The sequence below is a fragment of the Streptacidiphilus sp. P02-A3a genome (assembly GCF_014084105.1).
GTDB lineage: Bacteria > Actinomycetota > Actinomycetes > Streptomycetales > Streptomycetaceae > Streptacidiphilus.
In genome coordinates this window covers 4,545,516-4,561,982 of the sequence record NZ_CP048289.1, presented here as the reverse complement: position 1 = coordinate 4,561,982, position 16,467 = coordinate 4,545,516, and the positions used below count along the sequence as shown (strand labels likewise).

The 16,467-nt window shown below is 67.1% G+C and carries 12 protein-coding genes; 6 read left to right on the top strand and 6 right to left on the bottom strand.

Annotation, left to right across the window (positions count from 1 at the left end):
* Positions 1-298 precede the first annotated feature (298 nt).
* The 3 genes from GXP74_RS19780 to GXP74_RS19770 form a co-directional block, all read right to left on the bottom strand.
* A complete protein-coding gene (locus GXP74_RS19780) occupies positions 299-586 on the bottom strand; it encodes a hypothetical protein (RefSeq protein WP_182452780.1) in 288 nt (95 codons plus the stop codon).
* A gap of 361 nt (positions 587-947) precedes the next feature.
* Positions 948-1,199 carry a hypothetical protein gene (locus tag GXP74_RS19775; protein ID WP_182452779.1) on the bottom strand — a complete coding sequence of 84 codons (252 nt, stop codon included), beginning with the start codon at positions 1,197-1,199 and terminating at the stop codon, positions 948-950.
* Complete coding sequence (locus tag GXP74_RS19770) at positions 1,199-1,576, bottom strand: hypothetical protein (RefSeq protein ID WP_182452778.1); 378 nt, start codon at positions 1,574-1,576, stop codon at positions 1,199-1,201. The genes GXP74_RS19775 and GXP74_RS19770 overlap by 1 nt, the downstream gene beginning before the upstream one ends.
* Before the next feature lie 105 nt (positions 1,577-1,681).
* Here GXP74_RS19770 and GXP74_RS19765 point away from each other — a divergent pair, with 105 nt between their 5' ends.
* Together GXP74_RS19765 and GXP74_RS40500 are read left to right on the top strand one after the other, a co-directional pair.
* On the top strand, positions 1,682-2,587 hold the full coding sequence (locus tag GXP74_RS19765) for a helix-turn-helix domain-containing protein (protein ID WP_225448054.1): 906 nt from the start codon (positions 1,682-1,684) through the stop codon (positions 2,585-2,587).
* 3 nt (positions 2,588-2,590) lie between these two features.
* Complete coding sequence (locus GXP74_RS40500) at positions 2,591-2,887, top strand: hypothetical protein (RefSeq protein WP_225448053.1); 297 nt, start codon at positions 2,591-2,593, stop codon at positions 2,885-2,887.
* Positions 2,888-3,380: 493 nt separating this feature from the next.
* Here the strand turns inward: GXP74_RS40500 and GXP74_RS19760 are convergent, their stop codons facing one another.
* Complete coding sequence (locus GXP74_RS19760) at positions 3,381-3,755, bottom strand: winged helix-turn-helix domain-containing protein (RefSeq protein ID WP_225448052.1); 375 nt, start codon at positions 3,753-3,755, stop codon at positions 3,381-3,383.
* Positions 3,756-4,106: 351 nt separating this feature from the next.
* On the opposite strand from GXP74_RS19760, the gene GXP74_RS19755 reads away from it, so the two are divergent.
* The 3 genes from GXP74_RS19755 to GXP74_RS19745 are packed head-to-tail and all read left to right on the top strand — an operon-like array spanning position 4,107 to position 7,314.
* Positions 4,107-5,798: a replication initiator gene (locus GXP74_RS19755; protein WP_182452776.1), complete on the top strand. Its 1,692-nt coding sequence runs from the start codon at positions 4,107-4,109 to the stop codon at positions 5,796-5,798.
* Positions 5,795-5,983, top strand: a complete 189-nt coding sequence (locus tag GXP74_RS19750; protein WP_182452775.1) for a helix-turn-helix domain-containing protein — start codon at positions 5,795-5,797, stop codon at positions 5,981-5,983. The genes GXP74_RS19755 and GXP74_RS19750 overlap by 4 nt, the downstream gene beginning before the upstream one ends.
* Positions 5,983-7,314: a site-specific integrase gene (locus GXP74_RS19745; protein ID WP_182452774.1), complete on the top strand. Its 1,332-nt coding sequence runs from the start codon at positions 5,983-5,985 to the stop codon at positions 7,312-7,314. The genes GXP74_RS19750 and GXP74_RS19745 overlap by 1 nt, the downstream gene beginning before the upstream one ends.
* Before the next feature lie 102 nt (positions 7,315-7,416).
* Here GXP74_RS19745 and GXP74_RS19740 read toward each other — a convergent pair whose 3' ends face one another.
* Both GXP74_RS19740 and GXP74_RS19735 read right to left on the bottom strand, forming a co-directional pair.
* Complete coding sequence (locus GXP74_RS19740; RefSeq protein ID WP_182452773.1) at positions 7,417-7,755, bottom strand: hypothetical protein; 339 nt, start codon at positions 7,753-7,755, stop codon at positions 7,417-7,419.
* Between the two features lie 114 nt (positions 7,756-7,869).
* The gene (locus tag GXP74_RS19735; protein WP_182452772.1) at positions 7,870-15,795 is read right to left on the bottom strand and encodes a ricin-type beta-trefoil lectin domain protein; all 7,926 of its coding nucleotides are present in this window, start codon (positions 15,793-15,795) and stop codon (positions 7,870-7,872) included.
* Positions 15,796-16,009: 214 nt separating this feature from the next.
* On the opposite strand from GXP74_RS19735, the gene GXP74_RS19730 reads away from it, so the two are divergent.
* Positions 16,010-16,240, top strand: a complete 231-nt coding sequence (locus GXP74_RS19730) for a hypothetical protein (protein WP_182452771.1) — start codon at positions 16,010-16,012, stop codon at positions 16,238-16,240.
* Positions 16,241-16,467: the final 227 nt, after the last annotated feature.

The following is a 16,467-nucleotide window of genomic DNA, read 5'->3' as shown; positions in this document are numbered from 1 at the left end:
AGTAATACCCCCCCGTTCACGATCATTAACAAAGGAGACCAGGAGACCCTGCTCACCCCTTTCAGCGAGAGTTGCCAGGCATTCCGGGAACCCGACCGTCAACTTGCCACGCCTCTGCAAGTTTCTCTTCCGCGCCCCAGTGATTCCCAGAAGTTCTACTGCTAGGACCGGCTTGATCCAGAGATCAAAGTTCGCCCCGGAGATTAGCGCACGCTTGGCCAGGACGCTAGCTTCAGAATTAAGCTCAAATGCGGCTAGCAATTCATCCCTAGATGCGCTGTGAATTTCATCGTGCATCTCATTCCCTTATAATACTTAGCCAAGTCATTCCAGAGTCAAAACTAACTTCTTCAGCGTAAATTTCTCCCACAATAAGATGTTCATCCTCGTCATAATCATATTCGCTGCCGTGAATTTGGATATTTCTCGATGGCCCGATTTCGGGGTCTATGCCCGCTTCCCTGATGCGCATTATAACGCCAAGTTCACCAGTCGGCTCATCGTTCAGATATTGGGCGCCTTCATTGGCCCTCTCGATATCATGCGTCCAAGACGTGAAGGGGGAATCCGTTTGGTTTCCACCCACATGGGCCCTGATACCCGAGGGTCCACCACGAGGAACCGCCCGACCTTCAGCGGCGGCGTCATAAGCACGGTGCCCATTGGCCACACCGCGATACAGGTAGCCATCGCCGGTACCGCAACCGCTATCGGTGTTGTGTACCAGGACGGGGACGGTCCCCGCCATCACATAGTACGTGTGGCACGGCGGCCTGCTCTACCTGCTTCTTCGCATGTCAGCGGTGTTTTGACGGTCTGTCGGGGTCCGTGGTTGTGCGCTGGCGTGCGTGGTTGTTGCCGTCACTACTGCCGTCAGAGGTATAGACCATTTGACCTCAATGACGTCAGCACGACCGCCCTCGGTGAGGTGTTGGCGCTCGGGGGCCTCACTTCCACTCTCCGGGTTCTGCGCGGAGGGTGGCACGGGTGGTCCGCTCGTAGGTCGCGTGGCCGGTCTGCGCGCAGTGCGCGGCGATCCAGCGGGTCAGTTCCTCGGGGGTGTGCATCTGGCCGGAGGCGGCCCCACAGTCCTGCTCCTCTCCGGTGACACAGACCGCCTCGACGGTCGGCAGCGCCATCGCGTCCAGGACAGTGGAGACGGTGTACTCGCGGAACCGGTAGCGAGTAGTCGTGCCCATCAGCGCGCTCCCTGCTGGTCAGAGCCGTTGGCCTCGGCTGTGTCCGACGGGTCGGGGATGCGCTGCCCGCGTGAGTCCGCGACCCTGAGCGCGTCCGACAGGGCCTCGGTCAGCCGACAGGCCAGCCACCGGTACTCGACGTCCGTCAGCGCCCGCGCTCCGGGGGCCAAGACGCCCCGGGCGTGGTCCAGCAGTTCCTGCCCCATGGTGAGCTGGATCTCTTCGATGCCGTCGGCGAGCGACGCCAGGTAGCCCCCGCCGTCGGTGCTCAGGTAGCAGGGGAGCCCGTCCGGGGTGGCCCATGGCAGCAGGCGTAGTTCCTCCGCTGCGGGCCCCGCCGTGCTCGCGTCGAACAGGTGTGTCGCCTCCTCGGCCATGCTGCTGTCCCTTCCTCGGTTCGGCTCTATCGATCCAGGGTCTCGTTGGCCTGAACCTTTCGGAGTAGCCAGCGTGTCTGCCTGACTGTCTGCCAAGCTGGCCAGGTGGCGCGGGAATCGGTCGGGGAGCTGGTACGGCGGCTGCGGCTGGCGCGTGGTTGGAGTCAACAGCGGCTGGCCGACGCACTGGCCCAAGCTGCCCCCGGCAGGGTTCCGCCAACGCGCAACGACGTGTCCCGCTGGGAGATCGGCACCCGGTCCCCGCGCGAATGGCTGCCCTTTCTCGCCCTGGTGCTGGAGGTCCCGCGCGAACTGCTGGAGGCAGCCAAGGCCGTCCCACCGGCCGAGCCCGCCCCACGCGTGCTGACGGTGGCCGACTTCCTGCCCGAGGGCGACCCGCTGGCCCCGCTGGCTGTCAGGACCGGCCGGCGGATCGGAGCCGGGCAGGTCGCCGACCTGACCCAGCGAGTCCACGGCCTGCGCCTGGCCGACGACGTGGTCTACGGCAAGGACCTGATCGCCCCGGCACTGAGGGAACTGCGCGCGGCGGTCACGCTCTACCGCCAGGGCACCCACACCGAGCAGGTGGGCCGTGAACTTCTACGGGCTATTGGCGAGTTGGCGCAGATCGCCGGTTGGGTCGCCTCCGACGCGGGCGAGCACGCCGAGGCGGAGCGGATCTACCGGCTCGGAATCAGTGCCGCCCGAGCCGCCGGGGACGGCGTCCTGTCGGGCAACGTCGCGGGCTCGCTGGCCTACCAGTGGAGCAACACCGGACGCCCCAGCGATGCCGTCGACCTGGCTTCCGCTGCCGTGGAGGAGGCCGGTCCCGATGCTCCGGCGAAGGCCCGCGCCCTGCACTTGGACCGGGTGGCTTGGGCGCACACCCGCGCCGGTCAGGACCGATCGGCGATGACCGCGCTCGGGGAGGCGAGCGAGGCCCTGGGACAGGACTCGGCCGGTACCGAGTCGCCGTCATATCTGTATTGGATGGACGCCGGGGAACTGTAGGTCATGGAGGCCCGCGTCTACACCGAGCTGCACCGGCCGCTGCGCGCGGTGCCGCTGCTGACGGACGTCCTGGGGCGGTACGACGCCAGTCACGCGAGGGAGTTGGCTCTGTACTTGTCCTGGCTGGCCGTGGCCTACGCCGACGCGAACGAACCCGAGGCCGCAGCCGGGACCGCTGCCCGGATGCTCGCCCTGGGGCAGAGCGGCAGCGAACGCACCACCGAGCGCACACGGATCGTGCTTGACCGGCTGCGGGCGTTCCGCGACGTTCCCGAAGTCGCCGGGCTGCTGGCGTCCTGATCGTCCCGATCACGTGGGGGGGCGAGTTCGGACTGCTGCTTGTGGGCGTCTCGGCGCTCGGCGGGCTTGCGCACGGTCTGGTCGCTCGGTACCAGGGCTCAGCGGTTCGGCGGGGGCCCGCACTGCCAAGCCGAGCGGCGTCGAACACCGCTCACGGCGGGTCCGGCGGTAGAACGGAGGGTCGGACCCCTGGCCGACCCTGTGCCCGCGATCCGACCGTAGGACGGTCGCTAGCGACAACTTGCTCCGGCTTGACGGGGCCTGGGGTAAGCAGTCCTTACCCCACAACTTGCTCCCATCGGGAATCAGTCGAGCCCCGCCCACATCCTCGGCTGACCACTCCCCGCCGACGCCAGCGAGGGCCTTGGTTGCTGCCATCGCCCTGGCTCGGTCGGCGACGTCGGGCCACCTCCAGCGGGCCGGACCCGCCTTGAACCTCGTAGAGAAAATCTGGACGCGCAGCTCCAGCCCCTGCCGTCCAGCGGCCGACGGGTCAGCAACCTCGCTCGATGCCGCCTGCTTCGAGGGCCTCGACGCGGGCACGCAGAGCGGTGAGCTGATCAAGCGTCTCGGCCAGTGCCAGCTCCAGCGCCTCAACGCGCGCCGCCGTCCCGCCGACGGGCGTGTTCCCCGCCTCCCCGTCACCTGAGTCAGTGTCGGGGGAGGCGACGAAGGCGCCCTTGCCGGGGCGGGAGATCGCGTAGCCGTCCTGCTTCAGCAGGGCCATGGCCTTCTGCACGGACAGGCTGGAGGCCCCGTACTCCGCCATCAAAACGGCCTGCGTCGGCAACGCGTCCCCAGGCTTCAGCTCCCCTGAGCGGATCCGCTCCCGCAAGGCATCGGCGATGACCTCGAACGTCAGCAACACCGTGCCGCCCGCCGGTCTACGTCCCCGCCGCCCCACCGTCACCGCAGGTCGCCCCGCTTTCTCTGCGCCACTACCACTGAAATCCGGCCCATCCAAAACGGAAGACCAGGGCCACAGTACTTGCGTCCCCACGGCCACCGAAATAGATGAGGAGGGATGCACTTGAATGCGCGCTTGAAGCGATGCTACCTTCACGCACCGCTGGTGAACACCACCGCTGACCAGGCCAGACGTCCCCGGCCCACCATCGGCGCCCGCCGTCACGCGCACCGTGCCCACGTGCGCTGATCACCCGGGTCGCCCCTCAATCGCCTTTCCTCTTCTCCCGACTCCTGCCGGAGGTCTGTCCCGATGCCCGCGCAGCTCCAACTCCCCACCCCCGCGACCACCTCCACTCCCGCCAGCGCGGCGTTCGCCGCACCAGCGCTCACCACCAGCCCCGCCACGTCCGCGAACAGGAACTCGGCGCTGGAACGCCGGGCGCGGCTGACCGCCAGGCTGGCCAAGCTCGCCGCCGCCGGGTACCTCGCACCCCTGGCCCGACAGATCGGCTCGCTGGGCGGCTGCGCCCGGCCCATCCGTATGACCGGGCACCGCACCCGGGTCGACACCGCGACGGGCCTGATCCTCGATCACCTCGACGCCCGTCAGCTCCCGGCCGGTGAGCTGCTGGTCCGCTGCGGCAACCGCCGCGCCACCCGCTGCCCAGCCTGCTCCACCGTCTACCGCTACGACACCTACCAACTCATCGCCGCCGGACTGCGCGGCGGCAAGACCGTCCCCACGAGCGTCGCCGCGCACCCGCGCGTGTTCGCCACCCTGACCGCTCCCGGCTTCGGGCCCGTCCATAACCAGCCCGACACCGGCCACTGCCATTGCGGTGCCCGACATGCCGACACCGATCCCCTGCTCGGCACCCCACTCAACCCCCAGCACTACGACTACGCGGGCGCGGTGCTGTGGAACGCCCACGCCCCAGCCCTGTGGGCCCGCTTCACCACCCACCTACGCCGAGAGATCGCCAAGGCCGCCGGACTCACCCAGCGCACCCTGCGGCACCACGCCACCCTCTCCTACGCCAAGGTCGCCGAGTACCAAAAACGCGGCCAGGTCCACTTCCACGCCGTCATCCGCCTCGACGGGCCCACCGGCCCCGGCAACACCCCGCCCGCCTGGGCCACCACCGAGCTCCTCGACCACGCCGTCCGCGCCGCCGCCCAACGCACTCGCGTCCTGCACGAAGGCCAGTCGCGGCAGTCCGCCGGGGGCGACGCCTCTCGGCCCCAGGACGCTGGCCGGGCTGGGCGGCTGGTGTTCCGGTTCGGGCGGCAGATCGACGTCCGGCCGATCCGCAGCACCGACTTCACCGGCGACGCACCGGTCACCGACCGGCACGTCGCCGCGTACATCGCCAAGTACGCCACCAAGGGAGCCGAGACCACCACCGGCACCCTCGACCGCCGCGTCCGCCTCCTCGCCGAACTCGCCCAGTACGACATCACCGACCACGCCCGCCGCATGATCCACACCGCCTGGCACCTCGCCACCCGACCCCAGCACGCCCACCTCCGCCTGCGGCAGTGGGCCCACATGCTCGGCTTCCGAGGCCACTTCTCCACCCGCACCCGCCACTACTCCACCACGCTCGCCGAGTTGCGAGCGGAGCGGAGCGCCTGGCGAACCCGCCAATCCGAAGCTGATACGTCGATGTCAACCGATCCCGCACGGGTCGGGCATGCGGGCCCGCCGGTCACTGACCGGAGCGGTGACCACGCTGACCTGAACGCCGGTCACCCAGCAGGTCAATGCGCGGGTCACCGCAACGCGGTCGATCAGCGCGGCAGCACGGACACGACCCTGGTCATCTCGCACTGGCAGTACGCCGGCACCGGCCTCCTACCCGAACTCACCCACCTCGCCAACCTCCTGGACGCCAAGCGGCCCACCCGACCGGACGGACGCCGACCGGACCGTCTCAGCCAAGACGCCGGTCACCCGCGCCGCCGGTCTACCCGCACTGACCGGACGGGGGTCACGAAGTGATCGCCAGCGCTGAACTCCTCACCGTGCCCGAGGTCATGGCCCGACTCAAGATCAGCCGCACCGCCGTCTACGACCTCATCCGCACCCGCCAACTCGCCTCCATCACCCTCGGCCGCGCCCGCCGAATCCCCGCACACGCGCTCGACCACCTCATCAACACCCGACTCGAACAGGAAGCCGCCTAATGACCACACCCAGCCACGCCTCTTCCGCCTCCCGCCGTGTCCGCGCCAACGGGGACGGCACCGTCTACCAGCGAAAGGACGGCCGCTGGGAAGCCGCCGGCTACGTCCTCGCCTCCGGCGGCACCCGCAAGCGCGTCCACGTCTACGGCAGCACCCGCAAAGAGGCGCTGGCGAAACTGACGGAGAAGATCTCCGCCAGCAACCGCGGCGTCCCCGTCGTCACCGCCCAGGGCAGCCTCGCCGCCTACCTGACGTACTGGCTGGAGAACGTCGCCGTCCACCACCTCCGCGAGACCACCCACACCCGCTACACCGCCGTCGTCCACCAGTACCTGATACCAGGACTGGGCCGGAAGAAGCTCGCCAAGCTCACCGCCAAGGACGTCCGCACCTGGCTCAACGAGCTACGGACCGTCTGCCAGTGCTGCACGCGCGGCACCGACGCCCGACGCGACCCCCGCGCGCAGGCCAGCCGACGCCCGCGCTGCTGCGCGCTCGGCCGGTGCTGCCACAAGCGGCTCTCCCCGCTCACGCTCGCCTACCTCCACTCCGTACTCAAGTCCGCCCTGGAGCACGCCGTCCGCGAGGAAGAGATCCCCCGCAACGTCGCCCGCAACGTCCGAACCGGCACACCCCGCCCCCGCCGCTTCAACCCCCTCACCGCCGACGAAGCCCGACAGTTCCTCTCCGCCGTCCAGGGACACCGTCTCGCCGCCCTGTTCGAGCTCGCCCTGCGCACCGGCCTGCGCAAGGGCGAACTCCTCGGCCTGCACTGGGAAGACCTCGACCTCGACAGCGGCACCGCCAGCATCCGCCGCACCCTCCAGCGAACCGCCAGCAGCGGACTGGCGGGGCTGCCGACCAAGACCATCAGCTCCGAGCGACGCATCGCCCTGCCGGCCTCCTGCGTCACCTCCCTACGCGCACACCGCGCGCGGCAGGCTGGGGAACGGGAGCGGGCAGGCTCGGAGTGGCACGGCAGCGGGTACGTCTTCACGCGGACCGACGGGCATCCGATCGAGCCCGCCACGCTCACCCGGCACTTCAACGCGCTGCTCCGCGAGGCGCACCTGCGGCCGATCCGGTTCCACGACCTAAGGCATTCGACCGCGACGCTCCTCCTGGAGCAGGGCGTCGAACTCGTCGTCATCAAGGAACTGCTGGGCCACGCCCACATCGGCGTGACCGCGACGGTCTACGCCCACGTTCGCCTCCGCCTCCAGCGCCAGGCCATCGACCTCCTCGGCCACGCCCTCGGCAACCTCACCGAGACCGCAACCGAGCCTGACGACGGCAGCGACCCACCGCTTCGTCCAGAACCCGTCCACTGACGTTGCCGTCAACTACTGCCGTCAAGCACTGGCTCAGCACAACACAGCGGCCCCACCGGAAGAAATTCCGGCGGGGCCGCTGCCCATTGCAGATCCACCCGATCAGGGAATAACGGCTTCTGCTTGCGGGTCGTAGCAAACGAGGCCGTGCTTACGCGCCAGAGCAGCGAGAGCTGTTGCCATCACTTGCTGCCGAGACCACGAAATACTCGCAACCACGAAAGCATCGCTGAAATAGAGCGGACTCATCCAAGGAGAACTGTCGGCGTTCTCCTCAGTGAGATCCGGGAACACCTTGACGAGATCTGCCAGGAACTCGGAAACGGCCACGCTGGGGTTAGCAGCAGACGGCTCCTCATTGAGAATCGCCCTGTACGTATCAAGGGCACTCGAACCGTCAACCGGATCCTCTGAATACCAGAACGCGAGATCAAAGCTCACCAGACGACTCCCATCGAACATCAGGCACCAAGGGTAGGCCAGCATAGAGCACGAGCGGGCCAGGCCTCCAGCCTGGCCCGTTCGTGTCTACGGTCACTCAGCTGGGGGCCGATCCTACGGCACCCACGCGTCAAAGACGCCATGGAGTTCATACTGGCCATTTAGAGTAACGGCGGTATTACCTGGCGTATTGAGCCAGCCATCAAAAAGCTTCTGATCAGGATTGCGACCGGCAGATGCGCCCTTTGTTTCGATTCCATACCAAAGGCCGTCTATGTTGGCCAGACCATCGAACTTCCGAAGCTTGAATCCAGGAACCCGGACACTCGTCTCCTGGCGCACCACCGTGACACCTTCAGTTTGAAGGTGATCCCATACGGTCTCCTCATTATTGGCGCCCGGCTGGACGCCGGTTGTACCGGCGTAATGGCCGTTTGCATCTCGAATGGATCCGTCGGGGTGGAGGTACGTGCCATTACCGAGGTCGACCTTGCAACCTTCGCCGTCGGTGTTATGCACCAAGATCGGCGTGCCGCCTGCCACAACATAGTACGTGTGAAGTTGCTGAACTGTCAGGTTCCAGCGGTTCGCCGCCCCCGGGGTCGCATGGGTTGCGACGACGATGGAGTGGTGAGCACCGGTGCTGTTGAGTTCGTGACCCGGTTTGAGGCTGCCAGCGGCGACCCAGGTGTGGGTGGTGTCATCCCAGAACGGATGGTTTGCCGTGGTGTGAATAGTGGCGGTGTGGCCATGGCCAGTGGAGACGATAACGTCGAGGAGATCGGTATCATGATTGATCCAGACATGCTGGACCATCCGACCGCCCTCTTCCTTCCCGGTATTTGGGTCGGCCGATTCGACCTCGTCGCCGTCCTTCAATTTGGCAATTGGCTTAGTCTTGCCGTTGGCGAGCAGGACAGGCGTCGTGGGAGAGAAACTACACTCGCCACAGGCCAGGCACGACGAACCGCCACTCGCCGATTTGCCGCCCCCACCGGTTCTTTTCGCCGCCGTAGTCGGATTTACCGATTTTCCAGCGGTGAGACTATCGCCTATTTCTTTCAGGAACGAAGTGAAGAACCCACCTATGCTACCGGACGACTTCTGAAGCGCCTCTTCGGCCATGCAGACCGCCAACACCACTCCGGAGGGGATATCACAGAGTAGGGAGTTGAGTTCTTGGATCTTGCCCGCAGTCAACTCTGCTGCCTCAGAAACAGAAGCAACGAGATCCAACGGGTATGTCTCTTCGGGATTAGATGACACAACTTGAGATTCGCGCCACATCTCGGCGCATGCCCCCGGCGAAAGATCGCAGCCAGTCTGATATTCCCAGTCCGCCAATTCGCCATTCTGGCAAGCGGAATCACAGCTACTGGACGCACTAGTGCTGCCGCTGGAGTTGTTCGTGGGGGGCGGTGCCGAAGGGGTTTCCGGACGGGGTGCGATGCCCAAGGAACTGCACTCAGGGCTGTCGACACCTGCAGTGCACATGAGCCCGGTGGGGTCGCTGCCGGTGCTGGGGTTGTCGGCGGCGTAGGTGTAGCCGCCCATCTGGTTGGGCTCGCCGGCTTCGAAGATGGGGTCGGGGCTGGTGAAGCGGCCCTCGGTGGGGTCGTAGTTGCGGGCGCCGAGGAGGTCAAGGCCGGTGTTGGGGTCGCTTGGCTGGTTGAGGAAGCCGCGGTTCTCGTCGGTGCTGATCCAGGTGGTGGGCTGGGTGCCGCGGGGGTTGCCGTAAGGGTCGTAGTAGCGGCGGGTGACCGCGAGGGAGCTGGCGTCGATGGTGGTTTCGGCGGTGCCCTGGCCGTTGGCGACTTGGTAGGCGACGGTGCCGGCGCTGGTGCGGGTGATGGTGGTGCCGTCGGGGCCGTTGTAGTTGCGCAGGGCGGTCCAGGACTTGTTGGGGACGTTGAGGGTGATCTGTTCGGCCCCGCCGAAGAGGTAGAGGATCCGGGTGGTGGGGGTGGATCCGGTGCTGCTGGTCTGCTCCAGGAGGCTGCCGCTGGCGTCGTAGAGGTAACTGCTGGTGGCGGTCGTTGTTCCGGTTCCGGTGGTGACGGTGCTGGTGCGGCCCTCGGCGTCGTAGGTGGTGGTCTGGGTCTGGCCGGCGGGGATGGCGGTGTTGTCGGTGGGGACCGTGTAGGTCTGGCCGCCGCTGCCGCAGGTCCAGACGATCTGCTTGGCGCCGCCGGGCGACTGGTTGCCGCTGGGGTCGGCCAGGCAGCGGCCGGAGCTGGTGTTGACCAGGGTGGTGGCGGTTGCCTTCCACTGCTGGCTCGCGGTGCCGCTGGTGCAGGTGTTCAGGACCACGGTGGCGTCGTTGGCACCGGTGGTGTCCAGGCACAGGCCCTGGATCCTGACGGTGCCGTCGCTGCCGATGGTGACGTCCTGCCCGCCGGCTTCGCAGCCCCAAAGAATCACCCCGGTGCCGGGGGTGGTGGAGGCTCCGGGGTCAGCCAGGCACAGCTTCCCGCCGCTGGTGGTGGTCACCCCGGACAGCACGTTCCCGGTGGCGGTGACGGTGCGCTTGGTGGTGTTCCCGTTGTCGGCACCGCTGGTGGGGTCGGTGTAGCCAGGAGTGACCGTGGTGGTTCCGGCCAGGCTGGGGTTGGGATTGCTGGTGGTGACGCTGGTGGCCTGGTTCGGATCACTGGCACTGGTGGTGCCGTTACTGCCGGGGTAGGCGATGTTCTGGGTGGTGTCGTTCACCGCGTTGCCGCTGGTGTCGTGGTCGACCAGGCTCGTGCGATCCCCCAGCAGGTCATAGCTGTAGGACTGCCAGTACGCGGCGGGACCGCCGACCGTGGTGGTGCCGACGGTGGTGGTCTCCGGAGCGCTGCTCGCGCACCCCCCGACCCCTCCCCCCAGGGAGCTGGACAGCGTGGTCAGACCCTGGGTGTCGCTCCAGGCCTGGGTCAGACGCTGCATCGAGTCGTAGGTGAAACACTGGGTGTCGGTGCCGGTGATGGAGCCACCGCTGGACTGGGTGTCGGACACGCCGGTGAGATCGCCGACGGTGTCGTAGCGGTAGGCGTACCCGTCTATCGCGTTGGTTGTGCTGGTCTGGGTGTTGGTGTCCGATGTCAACTCGCGCCCGGTGACCGCGTCCCAAGTCGCGTCGGTGACCAGTTGCTTGCCGCCGACACCGTAGGTGGAGCGGCTCTCCTGGCCCAGGGCCGTGTAGTCGGCGACGTCGAGGTAGGCGGCGCTGCCGTGGGTGCCGTTGGCGTAGGTCAGGGTGGAGCCGGTGGACTCCAACATCCCGCCGAGGTAGTCGCCATAGGTGACGGCTTCGTCCGGCAGACCGCCGTCGGCGTCGTAGTGGACCTCTTCCAGTTCACCGGTGTTGGGGCTGTAGGTGTTGGTGTTGGTGTAGGTGACGGAGCCGCTGGTGGGCGCAGTGCTCTGTCCGGCCGCGGCGAAGCCGTCGGCGGCGGGGATCGTCAGGCTGCTGCCGAGCTGCTGGTAGGCCGCGTTGTAGCCGGTGACAGCCTCGCTGTAGGTGGACCCGGTGCTGCCCGCTCCACCCACGTAACTGGCTGTCGACGTCGGGTAGCCCTTGGCCAGGGTGTCGTAGCTCCACGACGCCAGCTCGTAGTTGGCGGACTCACTCGAACCTGAGGCGGTCAGGTTGTACTCGGCTGTCGGCCGGTTGTCCCAGTCGTAGGCGTAGCCGAGTTTGTCACCGCGCGCGTCGGTCGACTCCAGCAGATTCCCGAGGTCGTCGTAGGAGTTGAACGTCGTGGTGCCCACGTTGGGGTCGCTCTGCGAGGTCGTCTCACCGAGCAGGTTGTACTGGTAGGACCAGGTGTTCCCGGCGCTGTCCTTGACCGTGGAGACCTGACCGGCCGGGGTGTAGGTGTAACTGGTCGTCGCGTTGGCCTGGGAGGCCTTCTGGTAGGTGTTACTGGCCCAGGCGGCGGTGCCGGCACTGGTGTAGTCGACCAGGTTCGCGTCGTTCTGCAGCTTCAGCGTGGACCCGGTAGTGGCCGCCAGGCCTGTGCTCCACAGCTGCGTTCCCGACGCGCTGTAGACGTACAGGTTCCCGTCGGTGCCGAACTTGGCGTAGGCGCCCGTGCTGGAGGTGCTGCTGTGCCACAGGGTGCTTCCCGAAGCCAGTGAGGAGAGCACCAGGTCACCGCTGGCCAGCATCGACAGCCTGACGCTGTCGGAGGAGAGCGAGGTTCCCGAGGCGATGATCTGGCCGCCGGTCAGCGTCACCTGAGCGTTGGTGTTCTCCACCACGGTGCTGGTCGTCTGCCCGAGTGCGTTGGTGAATGTCTGGGTGGTGGAGCCGCCTGCCGGTGGGGTGCTCACGGTCTCGTCGGCACCTGGGTAGCTGGTGGAACTGCTCCACTGCGCCGTGCTCTTGGAGTACAGCGTGCTGCGGAAGGACCGGCCCTGCCCGTCGTAGGTGGTGACCGTCTCCGAGGGGATCTGGTTCTCGTTGTCCGGCTCGGCCATCGTGGTCGAGGGAGCCGTCGTGGAGTCCCAGTAGGAGGAGTAGGTACGCACGGGCCAGCCGTGGCTGTCGTAGAACGTGTCCGTCAGGACCCGGCCTGTGGTGTCATCGGCCGCCGTGTCGCTCTGCGTCTGACGCTCCTGCATCATCCCGTCGTAGAAGGTGACCGACGTGCCGTAGCTGTCGTTCTCGTTCAGGGTCTGCGTCGTCACCGAACTGGGGGCACCGCTGAGTGGCTCGTTGGGGGTGATGGTGGTCTGCGCGCCCGGGTCGACCGCATACGCGAACTTCTCGTCCGGGTAGGCCGGATAGGCCGCTTCCGGGCTGGAGCCCACCGCGACGCGGCCGGGAAGCCATACCGCGGTGCGCCGTCCGAGCGCGTCGTAGGTGATGTCCGTGTACCGGTTGTTCGCGTCGATGTTCTCCGTGACCAATCCGCGCAGCGGATCCAGCTTCGACGTCGTGGTCCAGCCCTGCGAGTTGGTTGACACCACCGTGGTGGGGTCGGTGTTCCCACCGGCGCTGCTCCACGCCGGGGTGTAGGAGGTCCCCGTGGGCCTGCCGTTGGTGTCCAGTGTCTGGGTGACGCGCCCGGCCCCGTCGTAGGTCATCGTGGCAGTGGTCTGCCACGCCGTCACGGTACCGGCGCTGGACGCGGTGGCGGTCAGGGTTCCGGTAGCCTCGCCAGTACCGGCAGCATCCAACTGGCCGAAGGTACCCAGGCTGGTCAGGGTTCCGTCGCCTCCGTAGTACGTTCGCGCCGCCGACAGCAGGGTGGGAGACGACCCGGCGCAGGCACCAGTGACATTGATGACCTGGTCCTTATAGGTCAGCATCATCGGGTTGCTGGTCGGTGGCGTTGCGTAGCTGGTCGTCGAGCACGTCTCCTGGGGTGCGGAGCCGCCCACGTCCGCGATCGAGTCCGCTGTGGAGGGGCGTCCCTGGCTGTCGTAACCAGTGATGCTCTCGTTCTCACGCCAAGAGCCGCTTGCCAGGAGCGAATACGCACGCGACTCGGTGGAGGTCGGCCGGTAGGAGATCAGGTTCGGCAGCGTCGAGAGCGTCGGTGCGGTGCCCGTGTCGTCGGTGGTGTTCCAGTCCGTCCAGGCGCTCTGTGCCACGCTCTGCGTTACCGCGTTGGCAAACGGCCCGTTGACGGTCTTGGCGTCGATACTGCCGCCGGCCTTGGTGTAGGTGTCGGTCTCCAGTACGGTTCCGGCCAGCCAGTTGGAGTCGGTGACCTGGTCACCGACGGAGTCGACGACCTTGACCGAGCGGCGTGTTCCATCGGCCAGGTAGTCACCGTCCATGCCCTGCATGTAGGTAGTGGTCGTCTGGGTGATCGGATCCGGGGCACTACCGGTGGTGACGGTCACTGTGGCATAGCCGCGGAACTGGTCCCAGGTCCGGTACTGGTCGTCTGTCTGTACGGAGTCGTCACGGTGCCATGCTGCAGGCCCGTAGGCATAGGTGGATGTCTGTGTGGGGGAGCCGTCGTACGAGGTGACGGTCGTTCCCTGCATCACGACACCGGCCTGGTCCGAAGAGGCGCCGGTCAGGTCGGACACGGCCACCGTCTGCACACGGGTCTTGTTGAACCAGTCCGCGATCGGCTTTATCGCACCCGGTGGTGTCCAGTAGACCTGGTAGCACGACATCGTGTCAGTGTCCGGTGCGGTGGGCATCGTGCCGGCGGTCACCGAGCAGTCGGGGTTGTAGTAGGTGACCGCGATCGCCTCGCCGGTCTCGGTGATGATCTGCGAGATCCTGGGCCGGTACAGGGGTGGGTCACCCGGGTCGGAGCCGGTGACCCGGTTGTCGGTGTCGTTGCCGATGAACGTGATCGGGTTCACCGTCACCGGGCTGCTACCGCCCGCGTCGGTGGCCGACCCGGTGTGCGTGATCGTCTGCAGCCACAGCACGGCCTGCAGTTCGCCCGCGTCGGTCGGGTCGACGGTGGTTCCGGTCACCGGGTCCACGCTGCCGCCGGCGTCCGAGTACACCTGCCCCAACTGGTAGGAGTCCACCGTCGTCAGCCCCTGGCCGGCGACATTGACCTTCGTGGTGACCGAGTCCAGGCGAGTGCTACTCCAGAAGCTCGGCGAAGATGTAATGCATACGTTCGCGGGAACCGAGGTGGAACCCGGTGGCAGCGTCGTGGAATCCGAGGAGGGGCAGTTGAGGTCGTAGGGCACGTCAGGCCAGTTGGTCGCGTTCGACGTGCTGATCGCCTGAGTGCAGTCGAACGAACTCGATATCTCGCAGCGCTGCTTGGAGGTGAACACCACCTGCGCCGCCGGAAGGCGCCCTGCCTGCTCATCAGCGAGGGTGTACCCGTAGGAGATCGAGGTGAGCGTGCCACCGCGGGTGTACGGGGTCAGCGTCCCCGAACCATTGGCGACTGCGACCTGGCCACCACCCAGGTCGTAGTAGTTCGTCTCGGTGGAGTAGTCATAGCGCTGCACGAATCCGGTCGGGGAGACGGTGAAGTCCAGGTTCCAGCGCCAGCCCTCGTTCGACGAGCACTTCGAACCGGTGCCGGTGGAGGACGAGTAGCACGGATCACCCGAGACCGGATGCAGGACCGGCACACCCCACGCGGAGTTGGTGGAGGTGTCCGCGGACTGCAACGACGCGGAGGGGCCGGCGCCGGTTGGCGCGTGGTCCGCACCAAAATACGCCGCGCTGCCGTCCGTGCTCAGCACACGGTAGTAGATCCCCTGGTACAGGCCGTTGGCGGCTCCGCTGAGCTCCTGCACGATCGTGCCGTCGTCGCCCTGGAGCGCCCACTGCTGGACCAGGTTGGATGGCGACAACGTCGGCTTGGCCATCGGGACCAGTGTGCCCGAATGGGACCCGAAGGACATCGTGGCGTTGTCCCCAGCCCAGCACTCGTCGCCTGAGCCCTTCAGCAACCGATTGCCCGAGGAGTCCAGCAGGCTCCCGCACGACCGGTAGGAGCGCTCGATGAACCCCGGATCGTAGTCCCATCCGTCACCGATCCAACTCGCCTGTGAATTACGGGCGCTGGTCTCCCCGTCCACTGCCTGCGAGTCATAGGAGAACGCCACCGACGGCGCCACTCCGCCTACGGCCGTCGGCACGTCGATGGGGTACGAGTAGGTGAAGGCGCCCGTCCCCGATGCCTGCCACGTCCCTGACGGATTCAGCGACGTTGCTGCATAGTTACCCTGCGAACCCGACGTCCCGGAGATGACCTCAGTCGCCGTCATCGGTGCGGCCGCCGCCGGACGCGCGGCCCCATCGGCTGCATTGGTGGTGGCGCCGGTGGTTCCGGTCAGGGAGAGGGTGGCGACCAACTGGTCCGCCGCGGCACGGTTGGTGAAGGCAAGCGGCGTGCGGGTACGGCAGGCCGCCGCCTGCGGGGTGGTCAGCGCACACGCGGGAACCTGCACCAGTTCCAGCCGGGAGCCGAAACCGCCTCCGTAGGCCTTGGCCAAGGCCGCGTAGTCGATCACGACCTGTACTCGGCCGGACCCGCTGCCGCCGTCGGCCCGGGCGAAGCCCAGCAGCATCCCGTCCGAGCCTGCCGCCTCCGTCTGTGCGTGCGAAGCCACCTGAACCCGCACCGCGGACGGCACAGCGGCAACCGCGGTCCTGGTGCGCCCAGGTGTGGCGGCTGGCGTCACAGGCGCGACCCAGACCGGCAGATTGCCCGCGCGGACAGGACCGGACACCGGGACGGCTGAAGCAGCGACGCTGCCCTCAGCAGAAGCGGAAGCAGAAGCTGGGGGCGGCAGCGCAGGGGACTTGGGTGCGGAGGGTGAACTCGTGTCGGTGTTCGTGCTCGGTGTTGCGGTGGAGCTGGCGGTGGCGGTGGTCCGGGCCAGGGTGACTATGGAGCTGCCCGCTGCGGGCCACGCGGCCGTGCTGGGGGTGTACTGGGCCAGCGGTTTCTGTCCTTTGGCCGGCAACGGCGTGGTGCTGCCGCTGGTCACCGCGTGCACGGGGACGCCGGCGCCCTTCTGGAGCGGGTACGGCGACCAGAGGGAGCCGGTGTAGTGGTACTGCGGGAGTTGCTGGGCCACAGCTTGAGGGGCCACGACGGCGCTGACCGCGACGACGGTGGTCACGGCCGTCAACGCACTGCCCCAGATCCGGTGACGGTTCCACAGGAATCCGCTCCGTCGCCTACGCATACCCCACCCCTTGGACGCCATGGTTCCTGATACCCCGTCCGTTCACATGTGACAGGGTCCGGCCACGTTTCCGGATCATATGGATCAGGC

Coding starts and splice junctions, on each gene's coding strand:
- GXP74_RS19770 (WP_182452778.1), bottom strand. CDS start 1,576: ATGGCCGAGGAGGCGACACACCTGTTCGACGCGAGCACGGCGGGGCCC.
- GXP74_RS19775 (WP_182452779.1), bottom strand. CDS start 1,199: ATGGGCACGACTACTCGCTACCGGTTCCGCGAGTACACCGTCTCCACT.
- GXP74_RS40500 (WP_225448053.1), top strand. CDS start 2,591: ATGGAGGCCCGCGTCTACACCGAGCTGCACCGGCCGCTGCGCGCGGTG.
- GXP74_RS19745 (WP_182452774.1), top strand. CDS start 5,983: ATGACCACACCCAGCCACGCCTCTTCCGCCTCCCGCCGTGTCCGCGCC.
- GXP74_RS19755 (WP_182452776.1), top strand. CDS start 4,107: ATGCCCGCGCAGCTCCAACTCCCCACCCCCGCGACCACCTCCACTCCC.